The following is a 20,388-nucleotide window of genomic DNA, read 5'->3' on the forward strand; positions in this document are numbered from 1 at the left end:
CTGCCCGGCGGGACGCTGAACCACTTCGCCTACGACCTCGACCTGCACTCGGTCGAGGACGCGGCCGAGGCCGTCACCGGCGGACACGCGGTGAGTGTGGACGTGGCCCGGTTCCGGCCGGGGCCGCACGGACGCGAGGCCTACTTCGTCAACACCTTCAGCATCGGCGCCTACACCGACCTGGTGAGGGTGCGGGAGAAGTGGTCGCCGCGGCTGGGTAGCTTGGCTGCGGGCGCTCTCGCGGTGCTGCACGTGCTGGGTACCGCGCGTCCGGTGGAGGCCGAGTTCGGCGGGCGGCGGCGTCAGATCTGGCTGTTGTTCGCCGGCAACTGCACCTACCGTGGCCTGGGCCTGGCACCGGTACGGCGCCACGACCTGGCCGATGGCCTGCTCGACGTCCGGGTCGTACGGGCCGGACACCTGGCCCGACTGCGCCTGGTCGCCGCCGCCCTGTCCGGCACCCTCCGCCACTCCCCCGTGCTGTCGGCGCGGCGCGTCAAGCGCCTACGCGTCACCGGCTTGGACGGCGCCTCCCATTTGGCCTACGACGGTGAGACCGCCCCGGCCCCGCCCGCACTGCTGCTGGACAAGGCGCCGAGCGCACTGACCGTCTACCGCCCACTGCCCGAGGCGCCCTGACGGTGGGGTGTGGAAGCCGTGGTGCGTCTGTTACCGGCGCGTCGTCGGTGGGGAGGCAGCGTCGGTGGTCCGGGCGCGGAGCGGACATCGCATAAGAACTCCTAACAAAGTGAGGCTTCTTACCATGGAATGTGGGTGCCTGATGGAGCGTTAGCCTTCACGTGAGAAAGGGTGAGCAGCTTCCGTGGGTCGTGTCCGATGAGTTGTGGGCGCGGATCGAACCGTTGCTTCCGGTCGTGCCGCGGAGGGCCGATCACCCGGGGCGCAGGCGTCTGGACGACCGGAAAGTGCTGTCGGGCATCCTGTTCGTGCTGTACACCGGCATTCCGTGGGAGTTCCTGCCCCAGGAACTGGGCTTCGGCTCGGGGATGACGTGCTGGCGGCGTCTGCGTGACTGGAACGACGCTGGCGTCTGGCAACGACGCGGGACAGTACGCCTATTACGGCCGGGTCGGCGGCTGCCTGATCACCGGCAACGAGGACGGCGTCAAGTCGCCTGGGACGCCGGGTGCCGCCGCGACTACGAGAACCCCGAACACCGGTAGGCACTGAGCGGCAGGGGCAGCGGCGTCGGTTGGCAGCAGGAGTTCGTCCCTGCGCGGTCGCGGCCCTGGCACCGTCGCCGCTCATGTGGCCCGGAGGTGGGGAGGGGGATGCGACGGATGGGCTACATGGCGTGTATGAGCTTGATCCCTTTTCCGCGCCGGCTACTGGTTGGTGACGCGGGAGCTGGCCAGGATGGACGGGATGATGTCTCACACCACGTCCGCCGGCGGAGAGCTGGATCCTGTCGCTGAGTCGGTCGCCGTCTACAGCGACCACGCCGGCGAGTACGCGGCTGTGCATGCTCCGAAGATGGCGGATCGAGCCGAGCGGTTCGCGGGCTCTTTGCCGGCGCCTTCGTTGATCCTCGACGCCGGATGCGGTCCGGGCCGCGACCTCGCGAGGTTCCGGACATACGGGCATGTGGCGCGCGGTGTCGACCTGAACCCGGTGTTCGTGGAGATGGCTAACAGGCACGCGCCCACGTCGCAGTGCGATCTGCGTGAGGTCGGGAAGCGGTTCCCGGCCGGAACGTTCGACGGTGTCTGGGCGTCCGCCTCCCTTGTCCATCTGGATGCGGCGGAGACGATGGACGTGCTCGGGCAGTTCGCGGCGCTGCTGCGGCCTGGTGGCAAGCTGTACGTGTGTCTCAAAGGCACCGGGCACACGGGCTGGCTCGACGAACCGGACGGAAGACGGTGGTACACCGTCTGGGATCCGGACGAGTTTGCCACCGCCGTGACGGGTGCGGGCTTCGAGGTCGACCGTGTGGATCCGGGCCCGTACGTCGAGGTGTGGGCCACCCGCAACGGCTGAAGTCGGCAGTGCCCGGTGAACCGGGGCATACGTGCTCGCGGATGCGATGGTCTGCGAAGGACCTGGGCAATGTGACTGGCCAGCCACGAGTCCCGCGCACTGGACGAGCTATTCCGAACGTATTGAGGGGTCTTGGCTGGTCTCCGGTGCAGGGGTGTCGGTCGGCTGCTGCGCGGCCAGCAGATCGCCTGTAGCGGTACGGCGGTAGACCACGCGTCGGCCGACGCGCGCTCCGGTGATCAGGTCTGCGTCGCGAAGCACGGCGAGGTGACCGCCGATGGTGCCGAGCGACTGACCCAGCTGAGCAGCGAGTTCGGTGCTGGTGGCCGGCTGGTCGAGTTCCTGCAGGATCGCTGCCCGGCCGGTACCGATCAGCCGTGCCAGGGCACCCGTGGGTTTCGCGGGCGGGGATGCGGCGGCGGTTCCGCGGGCGGGGTAGACCAAGGCGTAGCGATTCGGTGGTGCTGAGCACAGCCAGCTGCCGGTGGAGCAGCTGACGGGCACGAAGAGCATGCCCTCGTCGCCCACAATGAGGTCGGGGCCTTTGTGGTGAGTGAAACGGATGGCGTCGGTGCCCACCCATGCGCTGCGGCGGGTCATGTGCTGCAGGGCGCGTGGCCAGCCGTAGGCGGCCAGCAGGCCCGCCCGGTACATGACGTCCCGTTCCAGCAGTGCCCGGCGGCGTGGCCAGTCCGGGGCCACATGCGCCGTCCACACCGACTTGAGCAGGCCGGCCACGCGCGCCGCGAGTCCGTGTCCGGACAGCCAGCTCGGGTCGTGCTGTTTCCAGCTGTGCGCGAGTGACTTCTCCAGCCCGGCGCGCACCTCGTCATCGGTGGCACGGCTCAGGACGGTCAGTTCGTCGGCGATACGTGTGCGCATGCCGCCCGGGGGCGGGCCGGCGATGAACTCGGGGATCCATTTGGTCGAGCCGAGGAGGGCGACCAGGCCCCTGGCGAAGGGGTCGGCCTCCAGAGCGGCGGCCAGGGCGCCGTGGTGCCGGGTGTGCCAGGCGGTCAGCCAGGGGTCGGTGCATGGCTTGCTGAGTACGAGCATTGAGCCGAAGGTTTCGGCCAGCGGCGAGAGGGCGAACCGGGACCGGGACAGAGCCATCGGGCTCAAGCGGAGCAGTGTCACCTTTCGCCTCCTGCCGAAACGATACCGTCAGCCGGTCGGTGTCCCCACACTCTCGCCGGTGCGTTCCTCTCTTCTGAAACGGGCCGGATTCCGGTGGTTCCTCACCGGACAAGCGATCTCTCTGCTCGGCAGTTCCATGGCTCCCATGGCGCTGACCTTCGCGGTCCTCGCCGCCGAGGCCGACGCCGGTGACCTCGGTGTCGTGCTGGCCGCCCGCATGGTGCCGCTGCTCGGCCTACTGCTGGTGGGCGGCGCCACGGCCGACCGGTTTCCGCGCCGGACGGTGCTGCTGGCCGCCAACCTCGGCTCGGCACTCACCCAGGGCGCTGTCGCCGCCGTCCTCCTCTCCGGCCGCTACGCCCTGCTTCCCGTGGCCTCGCTGGAATTCCTCAACGGCGTGCTCGCCGCCTTCACCACCCCGGCGCTGCGCGGCGTGGTGCCTCAGCTGGTCGACCGGGACCAGCTGAGGCAGGCGAACGCCATGCTGGGCTCGGTCCGCAACGCGACGAAGATCTTCGGGCCGAGCCTCGCAGGCGTCATCGTCGTCACCGCGGGCAGCGGCACGGCCCTCGCCTTCGATGCCCTGACCTATCTCCTCGCGGCGCTATGCCTGGCCCGCCTCCCCCTGACCGGCACACTGCCCAAGCCGCGCTCGGTCACTCTGTGGTCCGACATCCGCGACGGCTGGAGCGAGTTCCGGCGCATTCGATGGGTGTGGATCGGCACCGCGTCCTTCTGCGTGATCAACCTCGTCCAGACCGGAACCTGGCAGATCCTGGGCCCCACCCTCACCAAACAGCTCAGCGGCGAGACGACCTGGGGATTCATGCTCAGCGCCCGTGGCATCGGACTGCTGGCAGCCAGCGCGCTGCTCTACCGCCTCACGGTCACCCACCTGCTGCGGCTCGGGCAGCTGGCCAGCGCGCTCACCGCCCTGCCCCTGCTCGCCCTCGGCACCCGGACGGACACCCCCTGGCTGATCACAGCTGCCCTGATCTCCGGCCTCGGCATGTCCATCACCGGCATCGCCTGGGAGACGTCCCTCCACGAACACGTCCCCCAACACGTGCTGTCCCGCGTCGCGTCCTACAACGACCTGCTCTCCTACCTCACCATCCCCATAGGCCAACTCAGCGTCGCACCCCTCACCCACGCCGTGGGCGGCTACCGCCTCGCCGCCATCGCCGGCGCCGTCTCCGCCACCGCAGCCGTGACCCCGCTGGCCTCCACCACCGTGCGCCGACTACGCGCGCACGGACATCCACAGACCAACACGACGTCCCAGTCTGCTCAGGATCTACGAATCGGAAAGCGGAGTGCGGGGCCTCCGTAGGCCCGGCCCTGGCAACCACCTCACGCGCGGCACACACATCGCTTCCGGGAGCGCGACGAGGGTGTTCAGGATCTCCGCGTGAACGACGAGCTGAACACCCTCGTCACCGGACTGTATGTGGAGATCGACGGCCAGATTGCCATGAGCCGAGCCCCAGGGCACCCGCCGCAATTTACCGGTGCTGGGCGCAGGGGCCCGTCCCTGCGCCAGTTGCGGGATTCGCAGTCTGGGTGATCTGCGGACGGTGCCGCCTGGGTCGCAACACTCAGCGGTCGTGGCTGAGCGGTAGGAAGAAAGGGTGACCGATAGGGGTGAACCGGACGAGGGCGCGTTCCTGCCGGAGCTATGTGATCTGTGCGGGGAGGAGATCTCAGACGACACGGAGGTTTCTGCGCTGGTGCCGGATTCGTCGGCGATCCATGGTCATGCCCCGAAACTGGACGGGAAGCGGCGGCTGACCGCATGTTCGAGCGAGCATATGGCCGCGCTGGTCGAAGCGCGGCCGTTCGTGGACACCGAGCTGTGGTCAGGCAAGATCGGCCGTGCGATCGAGGCTCACCGTGGAAGGACCAGCCCGGAGGAGCTGGCCGAGGAGACGGGGCTCACCCACGCACAGATCGAGCTTGGGATGTTGCGGCAGGAACTGGACGCCCAGCGCTGGCACCAGCGGCTCGGGAAGTATCACGGCCCGGAGTCCGCTGGGTGATCACAGAGAGACTTCACCAGCCGCGACACCACCTTCATGACCTGGAACGTGCTGCATTCGGTCCCGGTACTGAAGCACCTTGGTGGCATCCCCGGCTACGGGAACCGGCGCACCGCCCGGGACGCCGGTTGCCGGCGCGACCACGAGAACCCCGAACACCGACAGCGACATCAGCGGCAGGGGCAGCCGCTCGCAGCGCGGCGGCGGGGAGAGACGACGTACGCCGAGCGCGGCACCAGCTCGTGCCACTCGGTCGGAGCAACCGTCGGCAACCGGCACATGCGATCCACCGATCGTGCTGATTGGCTGGAGGTGAATCCGCTGTTCAGGGAGGCTGGGATCCATGTCACCCGTCAGGCACCTGGAGAGACCTGCGGCGCGGGCGACTGCTCACGTCGTCCCGGCCGGGCGGCGCCCGGCCCGAGGTGGACGGGCTGCGACGCATGAGTGCGCGACCGATCGGTGACCACGCCCTGCTGTCCGACTGCCGCTCGGCCGCGCTGGTGACCTCCGACGGCTCGGTGGACTGGCTGTGCGTGCCCCGCTTCGACAGCCCGGCGATCTTCGCCCGACTCCTCGACGAAGACGCCGGCCACTGGTCCATCCGCCCTGTCACCGGCCCGGTCGACATCAGCCGCCGTTACGTCGAGGACACCCTCGTTCTGGAGACGGTCTTCCGCACGACCGGCGGCACGGCGGTCCTGCGGGACGCCCTCGCCCTGGGACGGCGCGAACGCGCGCACGCGCTCGGCACCGCCTCCCCCGGAATGCTGCTGCGGCAGATCACCTGCACCGAAGGGCGGATGGACATCGAGATCACCTACGCGCCGCGCCCGGAGTTCGGACTCGTCCACCCACTCCTCTCAGCCGTGCCAGGCGGGCTTGCGGCGCACGGGGGCGCCCATGTTCTGCTCCTGTCGAGCCCCGTCGACCTGCGGATGAGCGGCTCCACGGCCCACGGCCGAATCCCGCTCACGGCCGGGCACCGCCTCGGATTCGCCCTGCACGTCGGGACGGCATGGGAAACGGAGTCGGCGGCCTGGCGGACGGGACGGATCCGGCGTCGCATGTCCGACACCGTCAAAGGCTGGCGCTCCTGGTCCAAGCTCCACCGCGGCTACGTCGGCCCCTGGCAGGACGAAGTGAGCCACAGCGGGCGCGTGCTACGGGCCCTGACCTTCGCACCCACCGGAGCCATCGTCGCCGCGGCCACCACCTCTCTACCCGAGAAGACGGGCGGAACGCGCAACTGGGACTACCGCTACACATGGGTCCGCGACGCCAGCTTCACCATTCAGGCACTGGCCACGGCCGCCTGCGAGAAAGAGAAGAACCGGTTCTTCGGCTTCCTCGCCCGGGCCGCGGCAACCCAACTCGACCGCGGCGCCGACCTGCAGATCATGTACGGCATCGGCGGAGAACGTGACCTCAGCGAGCGGCCCCTGCCCCACCTGACCGGCTGGCGCAACAGCAGCCCCGTTCGGATCGGCAACGACGCCTGGCGCCAACGCCAACTCGACGTCTACGGCGAACTCCTCGACGCCGCAGCCCAGACCCTTCCACCCGATGAGCCTCTCGACCCGGCCACCCGCACCTTCCTGCTCCAGGCAGCCGAGACAGCCGCCCTACGGTGGACCCAACCGGATCAAGGCATCTGGGAAAGACGCGGACCCAGCAGACACTTCCTCCACTCGAAACTGATGTGCTGGGTCGCCCTGGACCGCGCCATCAACATGGCCCCAGCCCTCCAGGCCGACGAACGCCTGCCCCACTGGCAGCACGAGCGCGACCAGATCCGCCAAGCCATCGAACAACGCGGCTGGAACCCCGACCTGGGCGCCTTCACCCAGGCATTCGACACTGACGACCTCGACGCCTCCGCACTGATGCTGCCCATCGTCGGCTTCCTGCCACCACACGACCCCCGCATCCAGTCCACCGTGCTGGCCATCGCCACCCAACTGACCGACCACAACGCCCTGGTCCGCCGCTACCTCACCGACGAACTGCAGGAAGAAGAAGGCACCTTCCTGCTGTGTACCTTCTGGCTTGCCCAAGCCCTCGCCCTCACCGGCCACACCGCCCGTGCACGACACGCCTTCCAAACCGCCCTCGCGCACGCCAACGACCTCGGCCTGCTGGCCGAGGAGACCGACTCCGCCACAGCAGAGGCCCTCGGCAACTTCCCCCAAGCCTTCAGCCACATCGGTCTCATCAACGCCGCTCGCGCCATCCGCGATGCCGAGCGACATGACATCCACGCTTAGGAACTGTTGTCGACAGGGCGGCCCGTGGCCACCGATCGCTCGAAGTCACGTCAACCACATGCTGAGGTGGCCAGGTGGCCTTGTCGGCCCGGCAGAGGGCGCCCGCGTGGGTCAAGGCGCCGATGATGCCGTGGGATCGGGCGGCCTTGATGTCGTGAACTGCGCCGGGCCGGGCAGCTGAGGCCCGGGGCAACTCAGCAGGGGCTGCGTCGGCTTCATGCCTCTCAGGCAGGCACCCAGTGCGACAGTGAGAGCGGCAACGCCGTAGGCCCATGCCTGCAAAGGGAACCCGGGCAACAGCCGGCCGGCGAGGTAGAGAACTGTGCCGGCCACGGTGACGGCGAGCCACTCCCAGCGGCCGTCCAGGGCTGCGAGGGCGATGACGAGCAGGGAGTACCAGGGGTAGTTGGGTGAGAACAGCAGCAGCGCCGTGCCGGTCACCAGGAGGGCACCACTCCAGGGACGTGCCGGGTCTCCGCGCCACCATACGAACAGAGCCGTCAGCGCGAGCAGGACAACAGCGGCGATTCCGGCGGCCGAGTCCGGCAGGATCAGCCGAAGCAGGGCGAAGCGGCGTACGTCGCCGGGTTCGTAGCCCTCTTCGTTCAGGTAGCCGGGGAGATAGCCGAGGACGCTGGTGCCGGAGGCCAGGACGTAGGGCAGGTAGGCGAGCGCGACCGCGCCGAGGGCAGCCGCCGCCACGCTCCCGATGCGTCGCGCGCTGCGCTGTCCGGACAGGGCGCCGGGCAGCGCCAGCACGGGCAGCAGTTTGACCGCGACGGCCGCGCCGAGCAGGGCTCCACGACGCGCCCCGGAAGCGGCGGTGCCCAGTGCCAGCACGGTGAGCAGGACGCCGAGGGTGTCGACGTGGGCGTTGTTGACGGCTTCGAAGGGGACGGCCGGGCACCAGCCCCACAGTGCGGCCCGGGCAGGGGCTCGTTGCGGGTCGCCGCGTCGCCGCAGGACGGCGAGCAGGGCGATGGTGGTGCCGAACGCCAGTACCGCTCCGCCCACTTGGAGCGGCTTGTGACGAGTACCGGGTGGCGAGAGGGTGTGGACGGCGAGGAACCAGCCCTCCGCGACGGGCGGGTAGATCGTCGGCACGCTGGGGCGGTTGATGCGGACGCACGCGCCGCTGTCGGTGCGCCTCAGTCCCCAGCCGTCGCAGGCTCCATGGGTGGGGAAGAGCCACTCGTCCCGGAGACGGGCGAGTTGGGGGGCGGCCGGCGGGTGGGCGTAGGGGGAGATACCGGCCGCCTGTACGCGGCCGTCCCAGGCGTAGCGGTACATGTCGTCGCTGGTGCGGGGCGGTGCCGCCAGGCCGGACAGTGCGACGGCGGCGGAGCCCGCGAGCACCAGGAAGGTCGCGGCGCGAGCGGGGAGTTTGCGCACGGCCCAGACCCCGGCGGCGAACAGTGCCCAGGCGATGGCGTATCCCACGAGCAGGCGGCCCGGGTCGCTCTGGTTGTCGCCGGCGTGGAGGGTGCCGATGACAACGGCGCTGAGTGCGACGAGCACCGCCACGACCAGGGTGGTACGCGTACGGCCGGCGCGGCGGTTCATCGGCTCTGCGGGGTGGTCGGGCAATGGCTCCGCGGGCCGGGGAGCCGACCTACGCGTGGGGGCGCTGTCGGTCATGAGTGGTGCGGCCTTTCGGTGTTCGAGGGCTGCGCGTCGGGGTGATTCGCGCGCCGGCGGCGTAGTTCCGCGAACGGGCGTCCTTCGCAGGTCCACCTGCCGGTCGGGGTCCAGCCGGCGGAGTCTGCGGCGTTCAGGAGCGCGGTGGTGCCGAGCCTGGCCCAGGGGAAGGGCCGTCCGTGGTGGCCGTGGGCGTCCTCGACGCGCACGGTGAGGCGCTGGTCCACGTCCTGCGGGGCGGCTTCGGCCAGCAGGAGCCCGCCGGGGGCGACGAGTTCGCGCATGCGGCGCAGCAGGGCGACGGGATTGCCGCCGATGCCGATGTTGCCGTCCATCAGCAGCACGGTGCCCCAGCGGCCTTCGCCCGGGAGGCGGTCGAAGGCCGAGCGCTGGATGGCGGCGCCACCACTGCGCCGGGTGCGCTTCACGGCGTCCCGGCTGAGGTCCACACCCAGCGCCGGTATGCCGCGGGCGGCCAGTGCGGCCACCATGCGTCCCGGTCCGCATCCCACGTCCAGGACGGAGCCCGTACATCGGCGCAGCACGCTCGTGTCCGCCGCGTCGGGACGTGCACACCAGCGCTCCACGTCCAGTGGCAGTACGTGGTCCTCGCCGAGGCTGTCGGGGTGATCGGGCTGTGACAGGCGCCGCAGGAACAGCGGGCCGCGTCCGCTGCGCAGAGCGTGGGCGTAGGGATCGTCGATCCACGGGGTGCCCGGTTCCACGGGCACGGCGGGGCGGACGGGTAGCGCCGGCATGCGCTTCCTGGCCCTGACCACCGTCGGGTTCTCCGCCCGGGGCTCCGCCTCCGCCACGGCCGGTTCCGGCCGCTCGGCCACGGCGGAGTCGATGCCGACCACCGTCCCGCTCATCGGACCACCTCTGCCATCGAGTTGAGGACGGCGGCGAAGCGGGAGTCGCGTGCACAGCAGGCGGCGACCGCGGCAGCGTCGGCTGCTGTGTCCACGTCACGAAGCACCGGCAGGTCGGTCACGGCCAGTCCTGCCTCGGCCAGGCGGATGCGCTGGATCGCGCCCGTACGGTCCGTGGACATGGGCACCCCACGGACCAGGGCACCGGCCCGGGCGGGATCGGCGAGGCCGAGCGCCCAGAACCCGCCGTCCGCGGCCGGACCGAACCAGGCATCACGGCCGTCCCGGCCGACTCCGGCGATCATGTCGGCGGTCAGTTGCGGGGTGTCCATGCCGACCAGGAGCGTCGGGCCGTCACAGTGGGCGAAGGCGGCGATGATCCGCTCGTCCAGGCCGCCGGGGCTCTGGGGTACGACGTCGTAGCCGGGCGGCAGCCAGGGGCCAGGGGTGCCGTCGAGAGCGAGCACGCGACGGCGTGCGGGGGCTTGCAGCAGGGTGTGGAGCGTGTCGGTGAGGGCAGCCTCGGCCAGAGTGGCCGCTTCCTGAGGCGTGTGGGGCGGGGTGAGCCGGGTCTTGACGCGGCCGGGCACGGGTTCCTTGGCGATCACCAGCAGGGTCACCGGGGGCAGGGCGTTCATCGTCCGCCTCCCCGCACGCCGGCGACGGCGGTCGTAGTGGCGGGCGTCTCGGCGAGCACGGCACGCATGTCGTGCACCGCCTGCCAGGTACCCCGCCAGGTACCGGTGACCTTGGAGCGGCCGGTGCGCGGGTGATAGGGCACCTCCGTCTCGCGCACCCGCCAGCCGGCGTCGGCGCCGCGCACCACCATCTGCAGCGGGTACCCGGAGCGCCGGTCGGTCAGCTCCAGGGCGAGCAGAGCCTCGCGGCGGACGGCGCGCATCGGGCCGAGGTCGTGCAGGCGCACCCCGGTGCGCCTGCGGATGAGCCGGGCCAGCTCCAGGTTGGCCAGGCGGGCGTGCACGGGCCACGCCCCGGGGGACGTGGGGCGCCGCCGGCCCAGCACCAGATCGGCGGTGCCGCCGAGCACGGGTGCGGCGATGTCCGGCAGCAGGGCGGGGTCGAGGGAGGCGTCGCAGTCGCAGAAGCACACGACGTCGGCGGTCGCGGCCATGACGCCGGCGTGGCATGCGGCGCCGAAGCCGCGCACCGGCTCTGTCACCACGTGGGCGCCGAGTGCGCGGGCGATGTCCGCCGAGCCGTCGGTGGAGCCGTTGTCGACCACGATGGCGCGCCAGCCGGGCGGGATCCGGTCGAGCACCCACGGCAGGGCCTCGGCCTCGTCCAGACAGGGCAGCACCACATCGACCCGGGCGGGAGAAGAGGGGGAAGTCTCGATCACCCCACTCACCCTACGAACACAAAAGGGGCGTAAGGGACTTGGCGTCCTTACGGATCTCTGACGTCGGCGACAGTCCTTACGGATCTCTGACATCCGCCACCACTCCCCCTGACAGCCGCGGGGCGGTGTGAGACTCGATACCGTGAAACGCGTACTCGTCGTGGACGACGACCCGACCGTCTCCGAGGTCGTCGCCGGATATCTGACCCGGGCGGGCTTCGACGTCGATGTGGCCGCCGACGGCCCGTCCGCCGTGGCCAGGGCCATGGCACAGCCGCCGGAACTGGTGGTGCTGGACCTGATGCTGCCCGGCATGGACGGGCTGGAGGTCTGCCGCCGTATCCGCGAGACCGGTCCGCTGCCCGTGATCATGCTGACCGCGCGGGGTGACGAGGAGGACCGCATCCTCGGCCTGGAGGTCGGGGCCGACGACTATGTCACCAAACCTTTCAGCCCGAGGGAGCTGGTCCTGCGGGTGGAGTCGGTACTGCGCCGTGCGGGGACGCTGGCGGCGGTGCGGAGCACACCGTCCGTACCACGCCTGACCGGACTGCGGGCCGGACCGCTCGCTGTGGACCCCACGGCTCGCCGGGCCACCCGCGATGGCCAGGAACTCGCCCTGACTATCAGGGAGTTCGACCTGCTGGAGTTCTTCCTGCGCCATCCCGGGCGGGCCACGAGCCGGGAGGAACTGATGCGTCGCGTGTGGGGCTGGGAGTTCGGCGACCTGTCCACCGTCACCGTCCATGTACGGCGGCTGCGCGAGAAGATCGAGGACGACCCGGCCCGCCCGCGGCTGATCAACACCGTGTGGGGCGTCGGCTACCGCTTCGATGTACCTGCGGCGACCGGGGCGGACGATGCTGCGTGACACCTTCCTGATCGCCCTGTACGCGGCGATCGGCGCGGGCGCCGCCGGACTGCTCGGTGTGGCCGCCCTGAGGCTGCTGCGCAACCGCTCGGTCGCGCTGTCGCTGACCGTGGTCGCCGCCGTCGCCGTGGCGGCGATGCTCGCCGGGACCATGCTCGTGTCGTGGGCGATGCTGCTGTCGGATCACGACCTGTGGGTCGTCACCATGGTGTGCTCCATAGCGGCGGTCGTCTCCCTCGCGGTGGCGCTCGTCCTGGGCCGCAGCGTCGTCAAGGGCAGCCAGGCACTCGCCGAGGCCACCCGCGCCCTCGGTGACGAGGGCCGCTTCACTCCGCCCAGCACCGCCCCTACAGCCGAACTGGCCCAACTGGTCCGGGAGTTGAATGCAACCAGTGGGAAGCTGGCCGCCTCCAGGGAGCGCGAGCGGGCCTTGGAGGAGTCCCGACGGGAGCTGGTCGCCTGGATCTCCCACGACCTGCGTACCCCGCTCGCCGGGCTGCAGGCGATGACCGAGGCGCTGGAGGACGGCATGGTCGACGATCCGGGCGTCTACCACGCCCGGATCCGCACGGAGGTCGAGCGGCTCAGCGAGATGGTCGGCGACCTGTTCGAACTCTCCCGCATCCAGGCCGGCGTACTCGCCCTGAACACGGCCCGCATGTCGGTCTACGACCTCGTCGGCGACGCGATCGCGGGTGCCGACGCCCTCGCCAGGGAACACGGCGTACGGATCATCGGCGACGGAGTCGAACCGGTGCCGATCGAGGTCGATGGCCGCGAGATGTCCCGCGTCCTGGCCAACCTTCTCGTCAACGCCATCCACCGCACGCCCACCGACGGAACGGTCGCCGTCTCCGCCCGGGAGGAGGGCGGCAGCGTCGTCGTCTCGGTGACCGACGGCTGCGGCGGCATCCCGTCCGAGGACCTGCCCCGCGTCTTCGACACCGGCTGGCGCGGCACCGACGCCCGCACCCCGCCCGCCGGTGCAGGCCTGGGACTGGCCATTGTGCGGGGCATCGTCGAGGCCCACAGCGGCCGGGCCGCCGTCCACAACGTGCCCGGCGGCTGCCGCTTCGAGGTCCGCCTGCCGACAGCCGCCTGAGTCCGCTTTCCGGTCCGGAGAAGGGCCGTCCCCGTGGAAGTACAGGGACGGCCCTTCCGAGTAGTCTCCGGGGAACGCTCAGCCCGCCCGCAGCGCAGCCCCCGCGAACTCCGCCATCCCCTCTGCGAAGCCCACCACCGGCTTCCAGCCCAGCTCCTCGCACAGCCTGCGCGAGGAGGCAGTGATGTGACGGACGTCGCCGAGCCGGTACTCCCCGGTGACGACGGGTGCGTCGCCGCCGTGCGCCACGGCCAGCGCGGAGGCCATCTCCCCCACCGTGTGCGGGTCGCCGCTGCCGACGTTGTACGCCCGCAGGCCACCCTCCGGCAGAGCGGGCAGCCCTTCCATGGCCGTGAGGTTGGCCCCCGCGACGTCCCGCACGTGCACGAAGTCCCGGCGCTGACCGCCGTCCTCGAACACACGTGGAGCTTCACCGCGTGCGAGCGCGGACCGGAACAAAGAGGCGACTCCCGCGTACGGGGTGTCCCGCGGCATGCCGGGTCCGTACACGTTGTGGTAGCGAAGCGCCGCCACCCTTCCGCCGGTCGCCCGTGCCCACGACGCGGCCAGGTGCTCCTGGGCGAGCTTGGTGGCCGCGTAGACGTTGCGCGGATCGGTCGGCGCCTCCTCCCCCACCAGACCGGCGGACAGGGGCTCGCCACAGTGTGGGCACGGCGGTTCGAAGCGGCCCGCGTCCAGCTCGGCGATCCGTCGCGGCCCCGGCCGTACGACGCTGTGCCGGGCACACTCGTAGCGGCCCTCGCCGTAGACCACCATGGAACTCGCCAGCACGAGCCGGCGTACCCCGGCCGCAGCCATGCCCGCCAGCAGTACGGCCGTGCCGAGGTCATTGCAGCCGACGTAGTCGGGCGCGTCCGCGAAGTCCTTGCCGAGCCCGACCATCGCCGCCTGATGGCAGACGGCGTCCACGCCCCGCAGAGCGTCCACCACCGCTCCCCTGTCGCGCACATCCGCGTGGCGCCAGTCGACACCATCAGGGACGGGCGGCCGCGTACGGTGGGCGGCGGGCAGGAGCGCGTCGAGCACGCGTACCTCGTGCCCGGCACTGGTGAAAGCGCTGACGATGTGCGAGCCGATGAAGCCCACACCTCCGGTGACCAGGATCAACATGCTCCGACGCTAAGCCCGGCTACGCATCTGCGGATGCCTGGACGCAGAACCGTCAGGGGTTCGTAAGCCTTCCGGACCGGCCGGACGCCGCCGCGCTCAGCAGACCGAAGCCCACGGCGAACGCGAGCATGGTGAAGACACCGCGGGGCCAGAAGATGTGACTGTCGAGGAACGACCAGCACGCCCCCAGCACCACCACGGCCCCGGGCAGCACCCGGACGCCGTGGCGCCGCAGCAGCACCGCGCCGGTGGCGAGAGCGGCGACTGTCAGCGCGTACACCCCTGCCCGGCCCAACTCGTCACCGGTCGAGAACAGCCACCCCACCGCCTCCTGCGCCCCATGGCTCCCCACCGTCCCGGCAGAGACACCGGCCACCGCGTCCAGCCCCGAATAGTAGGCCGCGTAACCGAGACACCCTGCCCAGGCCACCACGGTGAGTGCACCGTCGAGGTCACCCGCTGGTCTGCCCCACAGCGGCACCAGCAGGCCGAGCGCCAGCAGGGGGAAGGCGGGAAGCAGAGCGACATGCAGCGCCGTCCACTGAGCGGCCGTCGACGCGGTGAGATGCCGCGGGTGGGCCAGGCCCGCCACAGCCAGGAACAGGGGCGGAGCCGTTGCGAGGACCACCGTACGAAGAGTGCGCATGGCGCCACCGTAGGAATGCCCTACGCCAGGCGGGGCCCGTGCCGGCGGTGCGTAAGACACCCGTAAGACGCCGCTGTTACGAAGGTGGACGCCGTCGGCTGCGACGGACCTCCTTCGCCACCACCAACAGGGCCGTGAACGTGGCCACGGCCACCAGGGTCAGAAGCCAGTTGCGCGGGTAGTCGAGCGGCAGCACCGTCGAGTTGGCCCGCGGCCCCGGCCGCAGCAGCACCGGAAGCGCCACCGCAGTCAGAGCGCCTGCCACGAGCAGCGCCCCGCGGACCGGCCCCCGTACCCCACCACGGACCAGCACCAGCCCGAGCAACAGCACCACCGGCGCGACCAGCGCGTCGTGCAACACGACCGCCCCGCCGAGCCACTCCAGTACACCCATCAGCTCCTGCTGTCTGTCCAGCAGCAAGGACGCGCCGACACCCATCAGCGCCAGCCCGGCGGCGCCCACCAGCAGTCGCAGCACCTTGACCCTCATGACAGCACCTCCAGTCGGCCGACCCACTTGGTCTGCAGTACGCCCGGACGGTTCGGAGCGATGAGGCGCACCGGGTATCCGTGGTCGGGCGACAGTTCCTCACCGTTCAGCCGCAGTGCGAGCAAGGTCAGCGGGTCCCGGGCGTGCTCGTGACCCATCTCGGAGACCCGGTAACCGCCCCGGGTCTGCAAGGACACCGCCCGTACCCGCGCGTGGACCGGCGCGCCCGCCCGCTCCAGCAGGTCCACGACGCGCACACCTGTCCAGTGCGCCGACTTGCTCCAGCCCTCCACGCAGGCGATCGGCAGCTCGACCTCGTGCTGGGGCAGTGAGCGCAGCTCGTCCAGCGTGAGTGTGTAGGACCGCGGTCCGGCGACGGTCAGGCGGTAGCGCTCGGCGTGGATCAGGCCGACCCCGGCCGCGGCGGCAGTCCGGTTGACCGGCAGGCCCTCGGGACCATGGTCGGGGTGGCGGGGTGCGAGAAGAGTCAGGTCCTTCAGCGGGGTGAAGGACTGCCCCACCGTGGTGATGGTGACCGCGCCGACCGCCGCTGCCACCGCGGCGAGCAGGGAGCGCCGATCCGGGGCGTCCTCGGCCGGCAGGGACAGCGTGCCCGCCGAGCGACGGCTCCAGTGTGCCGCGATCTCAGGTGCCTTGACCGCGATGTGGAGCACCAGCGCTCCTGTCAGCAGCCAGGCCACGGCGTAGTGCACCTCCACGAAGGAGAAGGGCCACGGGTACCACTGGGCGGTGTTCAGCAGGCCGGTCGCCAGCTCGAAGAGGGCGGCCGCGACCAGGACAGCCACCGACACCCGTTCCAGGGCGTGCCGCACCGAGCGCACCGGGGGCCACTCAAACAGGCGGGGATACACCGTCCACAACTTGGCGAGCAGCAACGGGATCGCCGCGATACCGGACGCGACGTGGAGCCCCTGCGTGAACCGGTATCCCCACACCGGACGGCTGGGCAGCTCGTTAGCGAGCCATCCCGGCGGGTGCTGCATGAAGTGGCTGATCAAGCCGGTGCAGAAGCACACCGTGAACGCCAGGCCGAGCCACCGCCCGATGGAGGTCGCCGTGCGGGCGTCGTGCAGTCTGCCCTTGAACACAGGCGGAAGGAAACGCGATGTCATGCCTTCCATCCCACCCGGAGGAAGGCCGCCATGGAACGTCCGACCGCCTTACGGAACAGGGACATCTCCCGGCCGCAGGGCGCGCCGAACATCCGCGGGACTCCACCCGTCGCAGTCCTGACCACCCGTGTGGCAGGCACTTGGCGGAAGCCGGGCACCTGTCCGGCGTCCGCGCTTCGCAATACGGCCGTCACGCCGTCCAGCGCCTCGAAGCCTGCACATGGGCCTTACAGGAACACCTCCTGCGAGGCGGCCGGGCCGGTGCACAGCCTTGCCCGAGCAGGACGGTCACAGCGTGAGGACGCACACGCGTCGCTGCCCGGCCAGCGCCGGCCACGCGGCCGCGAAGCCGACCTCCGACTCCTCACCCGCAGCTTTCGACCGAGGGAGCGTTCCCTCCGGGAACCGCCCCGCCGCCGTAGCCTCCGCTCCGACGGCCGCCCTTCCCGCAGCAGTCCTGGACCCGGACCAGATCAGTGCGTACCCACGTTGCCGAACTGCCGACTCCAACAATGGGCACCCGATCCGGGCGGCCGAATTCCTTTCGAGAGCATGACGTTCCCCGATGCCGTGATCTCGAACCGTGCCGGCGCGGCTAGCGTGCTGGGCATGACGAACGCGGAGATCGGTGTCATCGGCGGGTCCGGCTTCTACTCCTTCCTCGACGAGGTGACCGAGGTCCAGGTCGACACCCCGTACGGAGCACCCAGCGACTCCCTCTTCCTCGGCGCGATCGCCGGCCGACAGGTCGCCTTCCTCCCCCGCCACGGCCGCGGCCACCATCTGCCCCCGCACCGCATCAACTACCGCGCCAACCTGTGGGCGCTGCGCTCCGTCGGCGTACGTCAGGTTCTCGGCCCGTGCGCGGTGGGCGGACTGCGCCCGGAGTACGGGCCGGGCACACTGCTGATCCCCGACCAGCTGGTGGACCGCACAAAGACCCGGGTGCAGACGTACTTCGACGGGCTGCCGCTCCCGGACGGCACCGTGCCGAACGTGGTGCACGTGTCCCTGGCCGACCCGTACTGCCCCGCCGGACGGGCGGTCGCGCTCAAGGCCGCGCGCGGACGGGACTGGATGCCGGTGGACGGCGGCGCCCTGGTCGTCGTCGAAGGGCCGCGGTTCTCCACCCGCGCAGAATCGTTGTGGCACCGGGCGCAGGGCTGGTCCGTGGTGGGCATGACCGGTCATCCCGAAGCCGCGCTCGCCCGTGAACTGGAGCTGTGCTACACATCGTTGACCCTGGTCACGGACCTCGACGCGGGCGCGGAGACCGGGGAGGGCGTCTCGCACGACGAGGTGCTGAAGGTCTTCGCGGCGAACGTGGAGCGGTTGCGGGGCGTGCTGTTCGACGCGGTGGCCGCGCTGCCCACCGCCGAGGAACGGGATTGCCTGTGCGTGAACGCGCTCGGCGCAATGAACCCGGGCTTCGAACTACCGTAGCCGCGGAGGGTTCGAAGGTGTCCCGTTGGTGGGACGTCGTCCTACCCAATCGGCCGGTATCGTACGTCCGGCTCGCCCCGCAGAGATGTCGCTGCCATCTGGTACCGCGCGATTTCCGGGGCTCCGCGGACTGCGGCGAATTATTAGCGGGTGAGATTCAAGAACAGCTCACACCGGCCGACCGCGTGAAGCACGTCAGATGCAGCTCATCATGTGTGGTCACTGCGGTCGAATCACACATTTCCCATGATGGATCGGACGACACCGGCGCGCGAACCCGACTCCTCCTCGCGCCCGACCGGAGAAACTCCGTTAGAAATACGTAAGCGGCCGCTATGGAATCACGGGTGGATAGAACACATAGGCTGGCCACATGAGGCTTCGATTCCTTGCCTTGAGCGCTGCCTGCGTCACCACCCTTGGGGGGACCTCCGCGTGCTCTGCCGTGTCACGTCACGCCCGGACAACCACAAGTGCATCCCCGGCCGTCACCCGGACAACAGCAATGCCCACCGGTCCGTTCACGCTCGGACGAGAACAAGGCTTCAACTTCTCGGGTTCCTTCGATTCCCTGATGTCCTGCGACAGCCCCCATGACTACTCGCCCGGGCTCACCATCGCGAATGCACCGGCGGGGACCGCCGAACTCGCCCTTTCCATGGTCGATGTCCAGGATCAGAAGATCCATTGGCTACAGGTGGGTATTCCGGCGGCGACCCGGAAACTGAAAGCGCACCATCTGACACCCGGCGCGAGGGAACTCCTCAACGACCTCGGCGAGGCAACGTACGACGGGCCGTGCCCGCCCCCCAACAGCACCCACCAGTACCTGCTGACGCTGTATGCGTTCCACGATGCGCTGCCGAAATCCCTTGGCGACAGCTCGTCTCCGAGTCAGACACTGACAGAACTTCGAAGCAGGTCGGATGCGACTGCCGTGCTCGTCGCGCCGTACACCAGGCGCTGACGCCCTGTGAGAGCCACTCGAGGGTCTTTTGAAGGGGTATCGTCCTCGAAGTGGTGTAGCGCTGCGGATTCCTACAACACTTGACGGGACAGGACCTCAACCTTCCAGGCGCGCTTCAGCAGATCGCGATATCCCGGTGCGTGTCCACTCCCAAAACCACTCCCCGCGCAGAGCGACGACAACGGGGCTGCGGATCAGGCGGCGTACCGGAGATGGTCGAACTGGGCATGCCGGTCTCCGTTTCCGGGCCGATAGCGTGTCACGTTGCCGGTACCGGGCCGCGGCGGGTGTCGCCAGCGAACAGGGTGGTCTGGCCGGGGGGCTTCTTCTAGAGGCACGGGGAAAGGCGCCTGAACCGGGCTTCTGCCCGTCAGGCGCATTGCGTCGGGCTCACTCACAGGTGAGCCCGGTTTGCACTTCAACTCCCAGTTCTCTCATCGCCATCCCCTTCTGACCAGCTCATCTGGACCCGTCACGGACCAGGACCCTGTGAGGCTCGCAAAGTCGTCGCTGCAGGTGGGAGCCTGCGTGCTGAGCAATCGGCAGTGGCTGGGATGCTGCACGCGTGATCACCTCGCAGCTGTACCGGGCCACCCGTGCGCTACTGTCCGTGCCAGCGGTACTGCTGCGCCAGGAGAACGCCAAGGATGCCGAACTGCTGGTGCTGCGGCACGAGAACGCGGTGCCGCGACGGCAACTCGCCAGTCCTATCCGCTACGAGCCCGCCGACCGGTTCTGGCTGGCCGCGCTGTCGTCGCTGATACCGCACCCCCGCTGGAACAGAGCCTTCCCGGTCACACCGGGGACGCTACGGGATGCACGGAAAACGGCGGCTGGTACAGCGGGTTGAAGCCCGCGAACCTCCTGGACGACGACAAAAAGCGCATCAACCCCGTCGACCAGGAAATCAACCACATCCCCGCCAAGGCATCCTACGCCCACCTGGACATGCCCGGGTTCCGGACAAGCAAGAGCGGCGGCGCCGGCATGGGACCTGCGATCCGCATGGACGCCGCAGACCACCGCGAACTGACGAGCACAGGCTCCAGCAAGGAGAGCGAGGAATGGCTCGCCAAACAGCGGAAGCTGATCGACGCCGGCCGTTGGAACCAGGTCATGAAGATGGACATCGACGAGATCCGTGATCTGCACGGCGACAAGTACGACACCCACATCAAGGACAAGGTCGACAGCCTGAAGAACAACAAGAAGTTTCAGGCCATGCTGACGAAGAAGGGCTGGACGATACACTACGACATCCTGAAATGACGACGTCGTGAACGAATGAGTGGTT

The 20,388-nt window shown here is 69.9% G+C and carries 22 protein-coding genes and 2 pseudogenes; 14 read left to right on the top strand and 10 right to left on the bottom strand.

From position 1 onward, the window contains the following. The 4 genes and pseudogenes from ACFC8N_RS16400 to ACFC8N_RS16415 all read left to right on the top strand — a co-directional run. The coding region (locus ACFC8N_RS16400) for a diacylglycerol/lipid kinase family protein (protein ID WP_376288515.1) at positions 1–639 on the top strand (639 nt) is incomplete at its 5' end. Positions 640–800: 161 nt separating this feature from the next. Further along, positions 801–1,061, top strand: a pseudogene (locus ACFC8N_RS16405) (transposase); the annotation flags it as partial. Continuing rightward, positions 1,057–1,131 (top strand): annotated as a pseudogene (locus ACFC8N_RS16410) (flavodoxin family protein); the annotation flags it as partial. The pseudogenes ACFC8N_RS16405 and ACFC8N_RS16410, both read left to right, overlap by 5 nt. A gap of 225 nt (positions 1,132–1,356) precedes the next feature. After that, on the top strand, positions 1,357–1,998 hold the full coding sequence (locus tag ACFC8N_RS16415) for a class I SAM-dependent methyltransferase (RefSeq protein WP_376288516.1): 642 nt from the start codon (positions 1,357–1,359) through the stop codon (positions 1,996–1,998). A 108-nt stretch (positions 1,999–2,106) separates the two neighbouring features. Here ACFC8N_RS16415 and ACFC8N_RS16420 read toward each other — a convergent pair whose 3' ends face one another. Then, positions 2,107–3,111 carry a helix-turn-helix domain-containing protein gene (locus ACFC8N_RS16420; RefSeq protein ID WP_376288768.1) on the bottom strand — a complete coding sequence of 335 codons (1,005 nt, stop codon included), beginning with the start codon at positions 3,109–3,111 and terminating at the stop codon, positions 2,107–2,109. An 82-nt stretch (positions 3,112–3,193) separates the two neighbouring features. On the opposite strand from ACFC8N_RS16420, the gene ACFC8N_RS16425 reads away from it, so the two are divergent. The 3 genes from ACFC8N_RS16425 (at position 3,194) to ACFC8N_RS16435 (ending at position 5,174) form a co-directional block, all read left to right on the top strand. Further along, positions 3,194–4,468, top strand: a complete 1,275-nt coding sequence (locus ACFC8N_RS16425) for an MFS transporter (protein ID WP_376288517.1) — start codon at positions 3,194–3,196, stop codon at positions 4,466–4,468. Between the two features lie 78 nt (positions 4,469–4,546). After that, positions 4,547–4,702, top strand: coding sequence for a hypothetical protein (locus ACFC8N_RS16430; RefSeq protein WP_376288518.1), 156 nt, complete (start codon positions 4,547–4,549; stop codon positions 4,700–4,702). A gap of 64 nt (positions 4,703–4,766) precedes the next feature. Beyond that, positions 4,767–5,174 carry a hypothetical protein gene (locus tag ACFC8N_RS16435; protein WP_376288519.1) on the top strand — a complete coding sequence of 136 codons (408 nt, stop codon included), beginning with the start codon at positions 4,767–4,769 and terminating at the stop codon, positions 5,172–5,174. Here the strand turns inward: ACFC8N_RS16435 and ACFC8N_RS16440 are convergent, their stop codons facing one another. Then, complete coding sequence (locus ACFC8N_RS16440; RefSeq protein WP_376288520.1) at positions 5,175–5,519, bottom strand: hypothetical protein; 345 nt, start codon at positions 5,517–5,519, stop codon at positions 5,175–5,177. A 98-nt stretch (positions 5,520–5,617) separates the two neighbouring features. Here ACFC8N_RS16440 and ACFC8N_RS16445 point away from each other — a divergent pair, with 98 nt between their 5' ends. After that, the gene (locus ACFC8N_RS16445) at positions 5,618–7,441 is read left to right on the top strand and encodes a glycoside hydrolase family 15 protein (RefSeq protein WP_376288521.1); all 1,824 of its coding nucleotides are present in this window, start codon (positions 5,618–5,620) and stop codon (positions 7,439–7,441) included. 111 nt (positions 7,442–7,552) lie between these two features. Here ACFC8N_RS16445 and ACFC8N_RS16450 read toward each other — a convergent pair whose 3' ends face one another. From ACFC8N_RS16450 to ACFC8N_RS16465, 4 genes are read right to left on the bottom strand one after another with little or no spacing between them, the layout of a single operon-like run. After that, complete coding sequence (locus ACFC8N_RS16450) at positions 7,553–9,079, bottom strand: glycosyltransferase 87 family protein (protein ID WP_376288522.1); 1,527 nt, start codon at positions 9,077–9,079, stop codon at positions 7,553–7,555. Continuing rightward, entirely contained in the window at positions 9,076–9,951 is an 876-nt protein-coding gene (locus tag ACFC8N_RS16455; RefSeq protein ID WP_376288523.1) for a class I SAM-dependent DNA methyltransferase, read from the bottom strand. Before ACFC8N_RS16455 ends, ACFC8N_RS16450 begins: the two co-directional genes overlap by 4 nt. Next, positions 9,948–10,589 (bottom strand): DUF2064 domain-containing protein, encoded by a 642-nt coding sequence (locus tag ACFC8N_RS16460; RefSeq protein WP_376288524.1) that lies wholly within the window; start codon positions 10,587–10,589, stop codon positions 9,948–9,950. The genes ACFC8N_RS16455 and ACFC8N_RS16460 overlap by 4 nt, the downstream gene beginning before the upstream one ends. Further along, complete coding sequence (locus tag ACFC8N_RS16465; RefSeq protein ID WP_376288525.1) at positions 10,586–11,311, bottom strand: glycosyltransferase family 2 protein; 726 nt, start codon at positions 11,309–11,311, stop codon at positions 10,586–10,588. Before ACFC8N_RS16465 ends, ACFC8N_RS16460 begins: the two co-directional genes overlap by 4 nt. 142 nt (positions 11,312–11,453) lie before the next feature. Here ACFC8N_RS16465 and ACFC8N_RS16470 point away from each other — a divergent pair, with 142 nt between their 5' ends. After that, a complete protein-coding gene (locus ACFC8N_RS16470) occupies positions 11,454–12,182 on the top strand; it encodes a response regulator transcription factor (RefSeq protein WP_356038901.1) in 729 nt (242 codons plus the stop codon). After that, the gene (locus ACFC8N_RS16475) at positions 12,172–13,284 is read left to right on the top strand and encodes a sensor histidine kinase (RefSeq protein ID WP_376288526.1); all 1,113 of its coding nucleotides are present in this window, start codon (positions 12,172–12,174) and stop codon (positions 13,282–13,284) included. Before ACFC8N_RS16470 ends, ACFC8N_RS16475 begins: the two co-directional genes overlap by 11 nt. A 78-nt stretch (positions 13,285–13,362) precedes the next feature. On the opposite strand, the gene ACFC8N_RS16480 is transcribed toward ACFC8N_RS16475, so the two are convergent. The 4 genes from ACFC8N_RS16480 to ACFC8N_RS16495 all read right to left on the bottom strand — a co-directional run bounded on the left by ACFC8N_RS16480 (position 13,363) and on the right by ACFC8N_RS16495 (position 16,684). Then, on the bottom strand, positions 13,363–14,415 hold the full coding sequence (locus tag ACFC8N_RS16480) for an NAD-dependent epimerase/dehydratase family protein (RefSeq protein WP_376288527.1): 1,053 nt from the start codon (positions 14,413–14,415) through the stop codon (positions 13,363–13,365). 52 nt (positions 14,416–14,467) lie between these two features. Further along, the gene (locus ACFC8N_RS16485; RefSeq protein WP_362822710.1) at positions 14,468–15,061 is read right to left on the bottom strand and encodes a hypothetical protein; all 594 of its coding nucleotides are present in this window, start codon (positions 15,059–15,061) and stop codon (positions 14,468–14,470) included. Positions 15,062–15,137: 76 nt separating this feature from the next. Then, positions 15,138–15,551 (bottom strand): hypothetical protein, encoded by a 414-nt coding sequence (locus ACFC8N_RS16490; protein ID WP_071376289.1) that lies wholly within the window; start codon positions 15,549–15,551, stop codon positions 15,138–15,140. Next, positions 15,548–16,684 carry a molybdopterin-dependent oxidoreductase gene (locus tag ACFC8N_RS16495; RefSeq protein WP_376288528.1) on the bottom strand — a complete coding sequence of 379 codons (1,137 nt, stop codon included), beginning with the start codon at positions 16,682–16,684 and terminating at the stop codon, positions 15,548–15,550. The genes ACFC8N_RS16490 and ACFC8N_RS16495 overlap by 4 nt, the downstream gene beginning before the upstream one ends. 609 nt (positions 16,685–17,293) lie before the next feature. On the opposite strand from ACFC8N_RS16495, the gene ACFC8N_RS16500 reads away from it, so the two are divergent. From ACFC8N_RS16500 to ACFC8N_RS16515, 4 genes are all read left to right on the top strand, one after another. Next, positions 17,294–18,127 (top strand): S-methyl-5'-thioadenosine phosphorylase, encoded by an 834-nt coding sequence (locus ACFC8N_RS16500; protein WP_376288529.1) that lies wholly within the window; start codon positions 17,294–17,296, stop codon positions 18,125–18,127. Positions 18,128–18,632: 505 nt separating this feature from the next. Further along, positions 18,633–19,094, top strand: a complete 462-nt coding sequence (locus ACFC8N_RS16505; protein ID WP_376288530.1) for a YbhB/YbcL family Raf kinase inhibitor-like protein — start codon at positions 18,633–18,635, stop codon at positions 19,092–19,094. Positions 19,095–19,659: 565 nt separating this feature from the next. Next, positions 19,660–19,944: an integrase gene (locus ACFC8N_RS16510; protein WP_376288531.1), complete on the top strand. Its 285-nt coding sequence runs from the start codon at positions 19,660–19,662 to the stop codon at positions 19,942–19,944. Next, a complete protein-coding gene (locus ACFC8N_RS16515) occupies positions 19,941–20,363 on the top strand; it encodes a hypothetical protein (protein WP_376288532.1) in 423 nt (140 codons plus the stop codon). Before ACFC8N_RS16510 ends, ACFC8N_RS16515 begins: the two co-directional genes overlap by 4 nt. The last annotated feature ends 25 nt before the right edge of the window (positions 20,364–20,388 follow it).

It is taken from the genome of Streptomyces sp. NPDC055966 (assembly GCF_042269865.1).
Classification (GTDB): domain Bacteria; phylum Actinomycetota; class Actinomycetes; order Streptomycetales; family Streptomycetaceae; genus Streptomyces.

Coding starts and splice junctions, on each gene's coding strand:
- ACFC8N_RS16420 (WP_376288768.1), bottom strand. CDS start 3,111: ATGGCTCTGTCCCGGTCCCGGTTCGCCCTCTCGCCGCTGGCCGAAACC.
- ACFC8N_RS16440 (WP_376288520.1), bottom strand. CDS start 5,519: ATGGATCCCAGCCTCCCTGAACAGCGGATTCACCTCCAGCCAATCAGC.
- ACFC8N_RS16445 (WP_376288521.1), top strand. CDS start 5,618: ATGAGTGCGCGACCGATCGGTGACCACGCCCTGCTGTCCGACTGCCGC.
- ACFC8N_RS16450 (WP_376288522.1), bottom strand. CDS start 9,079: ATGACCGACAGCGCCCCCACGCGTAGGTCGGCTCCCCGGCCCGCGGAG.
- ACFC8N_RS16455 (WP_376288523.1), bottom strand. CDS start 9,951: ATGAGCGGGACGGTGGTCGGCATCGACTCCGCCGTGGCCGAGCGGCCG.
- ACFC8N_RS16460 (WP_376288524.1), bottom strand. CDS start 10,589: ATGAACGCCCTGCCCCCGGTGACCCTGCTGGTGATCGCCAAGGAACCC.
- ACFC8N_RS16475 (WP_376288526.1), top strand. CDS start 12,172: ATGCTGCGTGACACCTTCCTGATCGCCCTGTACGCGGCGATCGGCGCG.
- ACFC8N_RS16480 (WP_376288527.1), bottom strand. CDS start 14,415: ATGTTGATCCTGGTCACCGGAGGTGTGGGCTTCATCGGCTCGCACATC.
- ACFC8N_RS16485 (WP_362822710.1), bottom strand. CDS start 15,061: ATGCGCACTCTTCGTACGGTGGTCCTCGCAACGGCTCCGCCCCTGTTC.
- ACFC8N_RS16490 (WP_071376289.1), bottom strand. CDS start 15,551: ATGAGGGTCAAGGTGCTGCGACTGCTGGTGGGCGCCGCCGGGCTGGCG.
- ACFC8N_RS16495 (WP_376288528.1), bottom strand. CDS start 16,684: ATGACATCGCGTTTCCTTCCGCCTGTGTTCAAGGGCAGACTGCACGAC.
- ACFC8N_RS16500 (WP_376288529.1), top strand. CDS start 17,294: ATGACGAACGCGGAGATCGGTGTCATCGGCGGGTCCGGCTTCTACTCC.
- ACFC8N_RS16505 (WP_376288530.1), top strand. CDS start 18,633: ATGCCCACCGGTCCGTTCACGCTCGGACGAGAACAAGGCTTCAACTTC.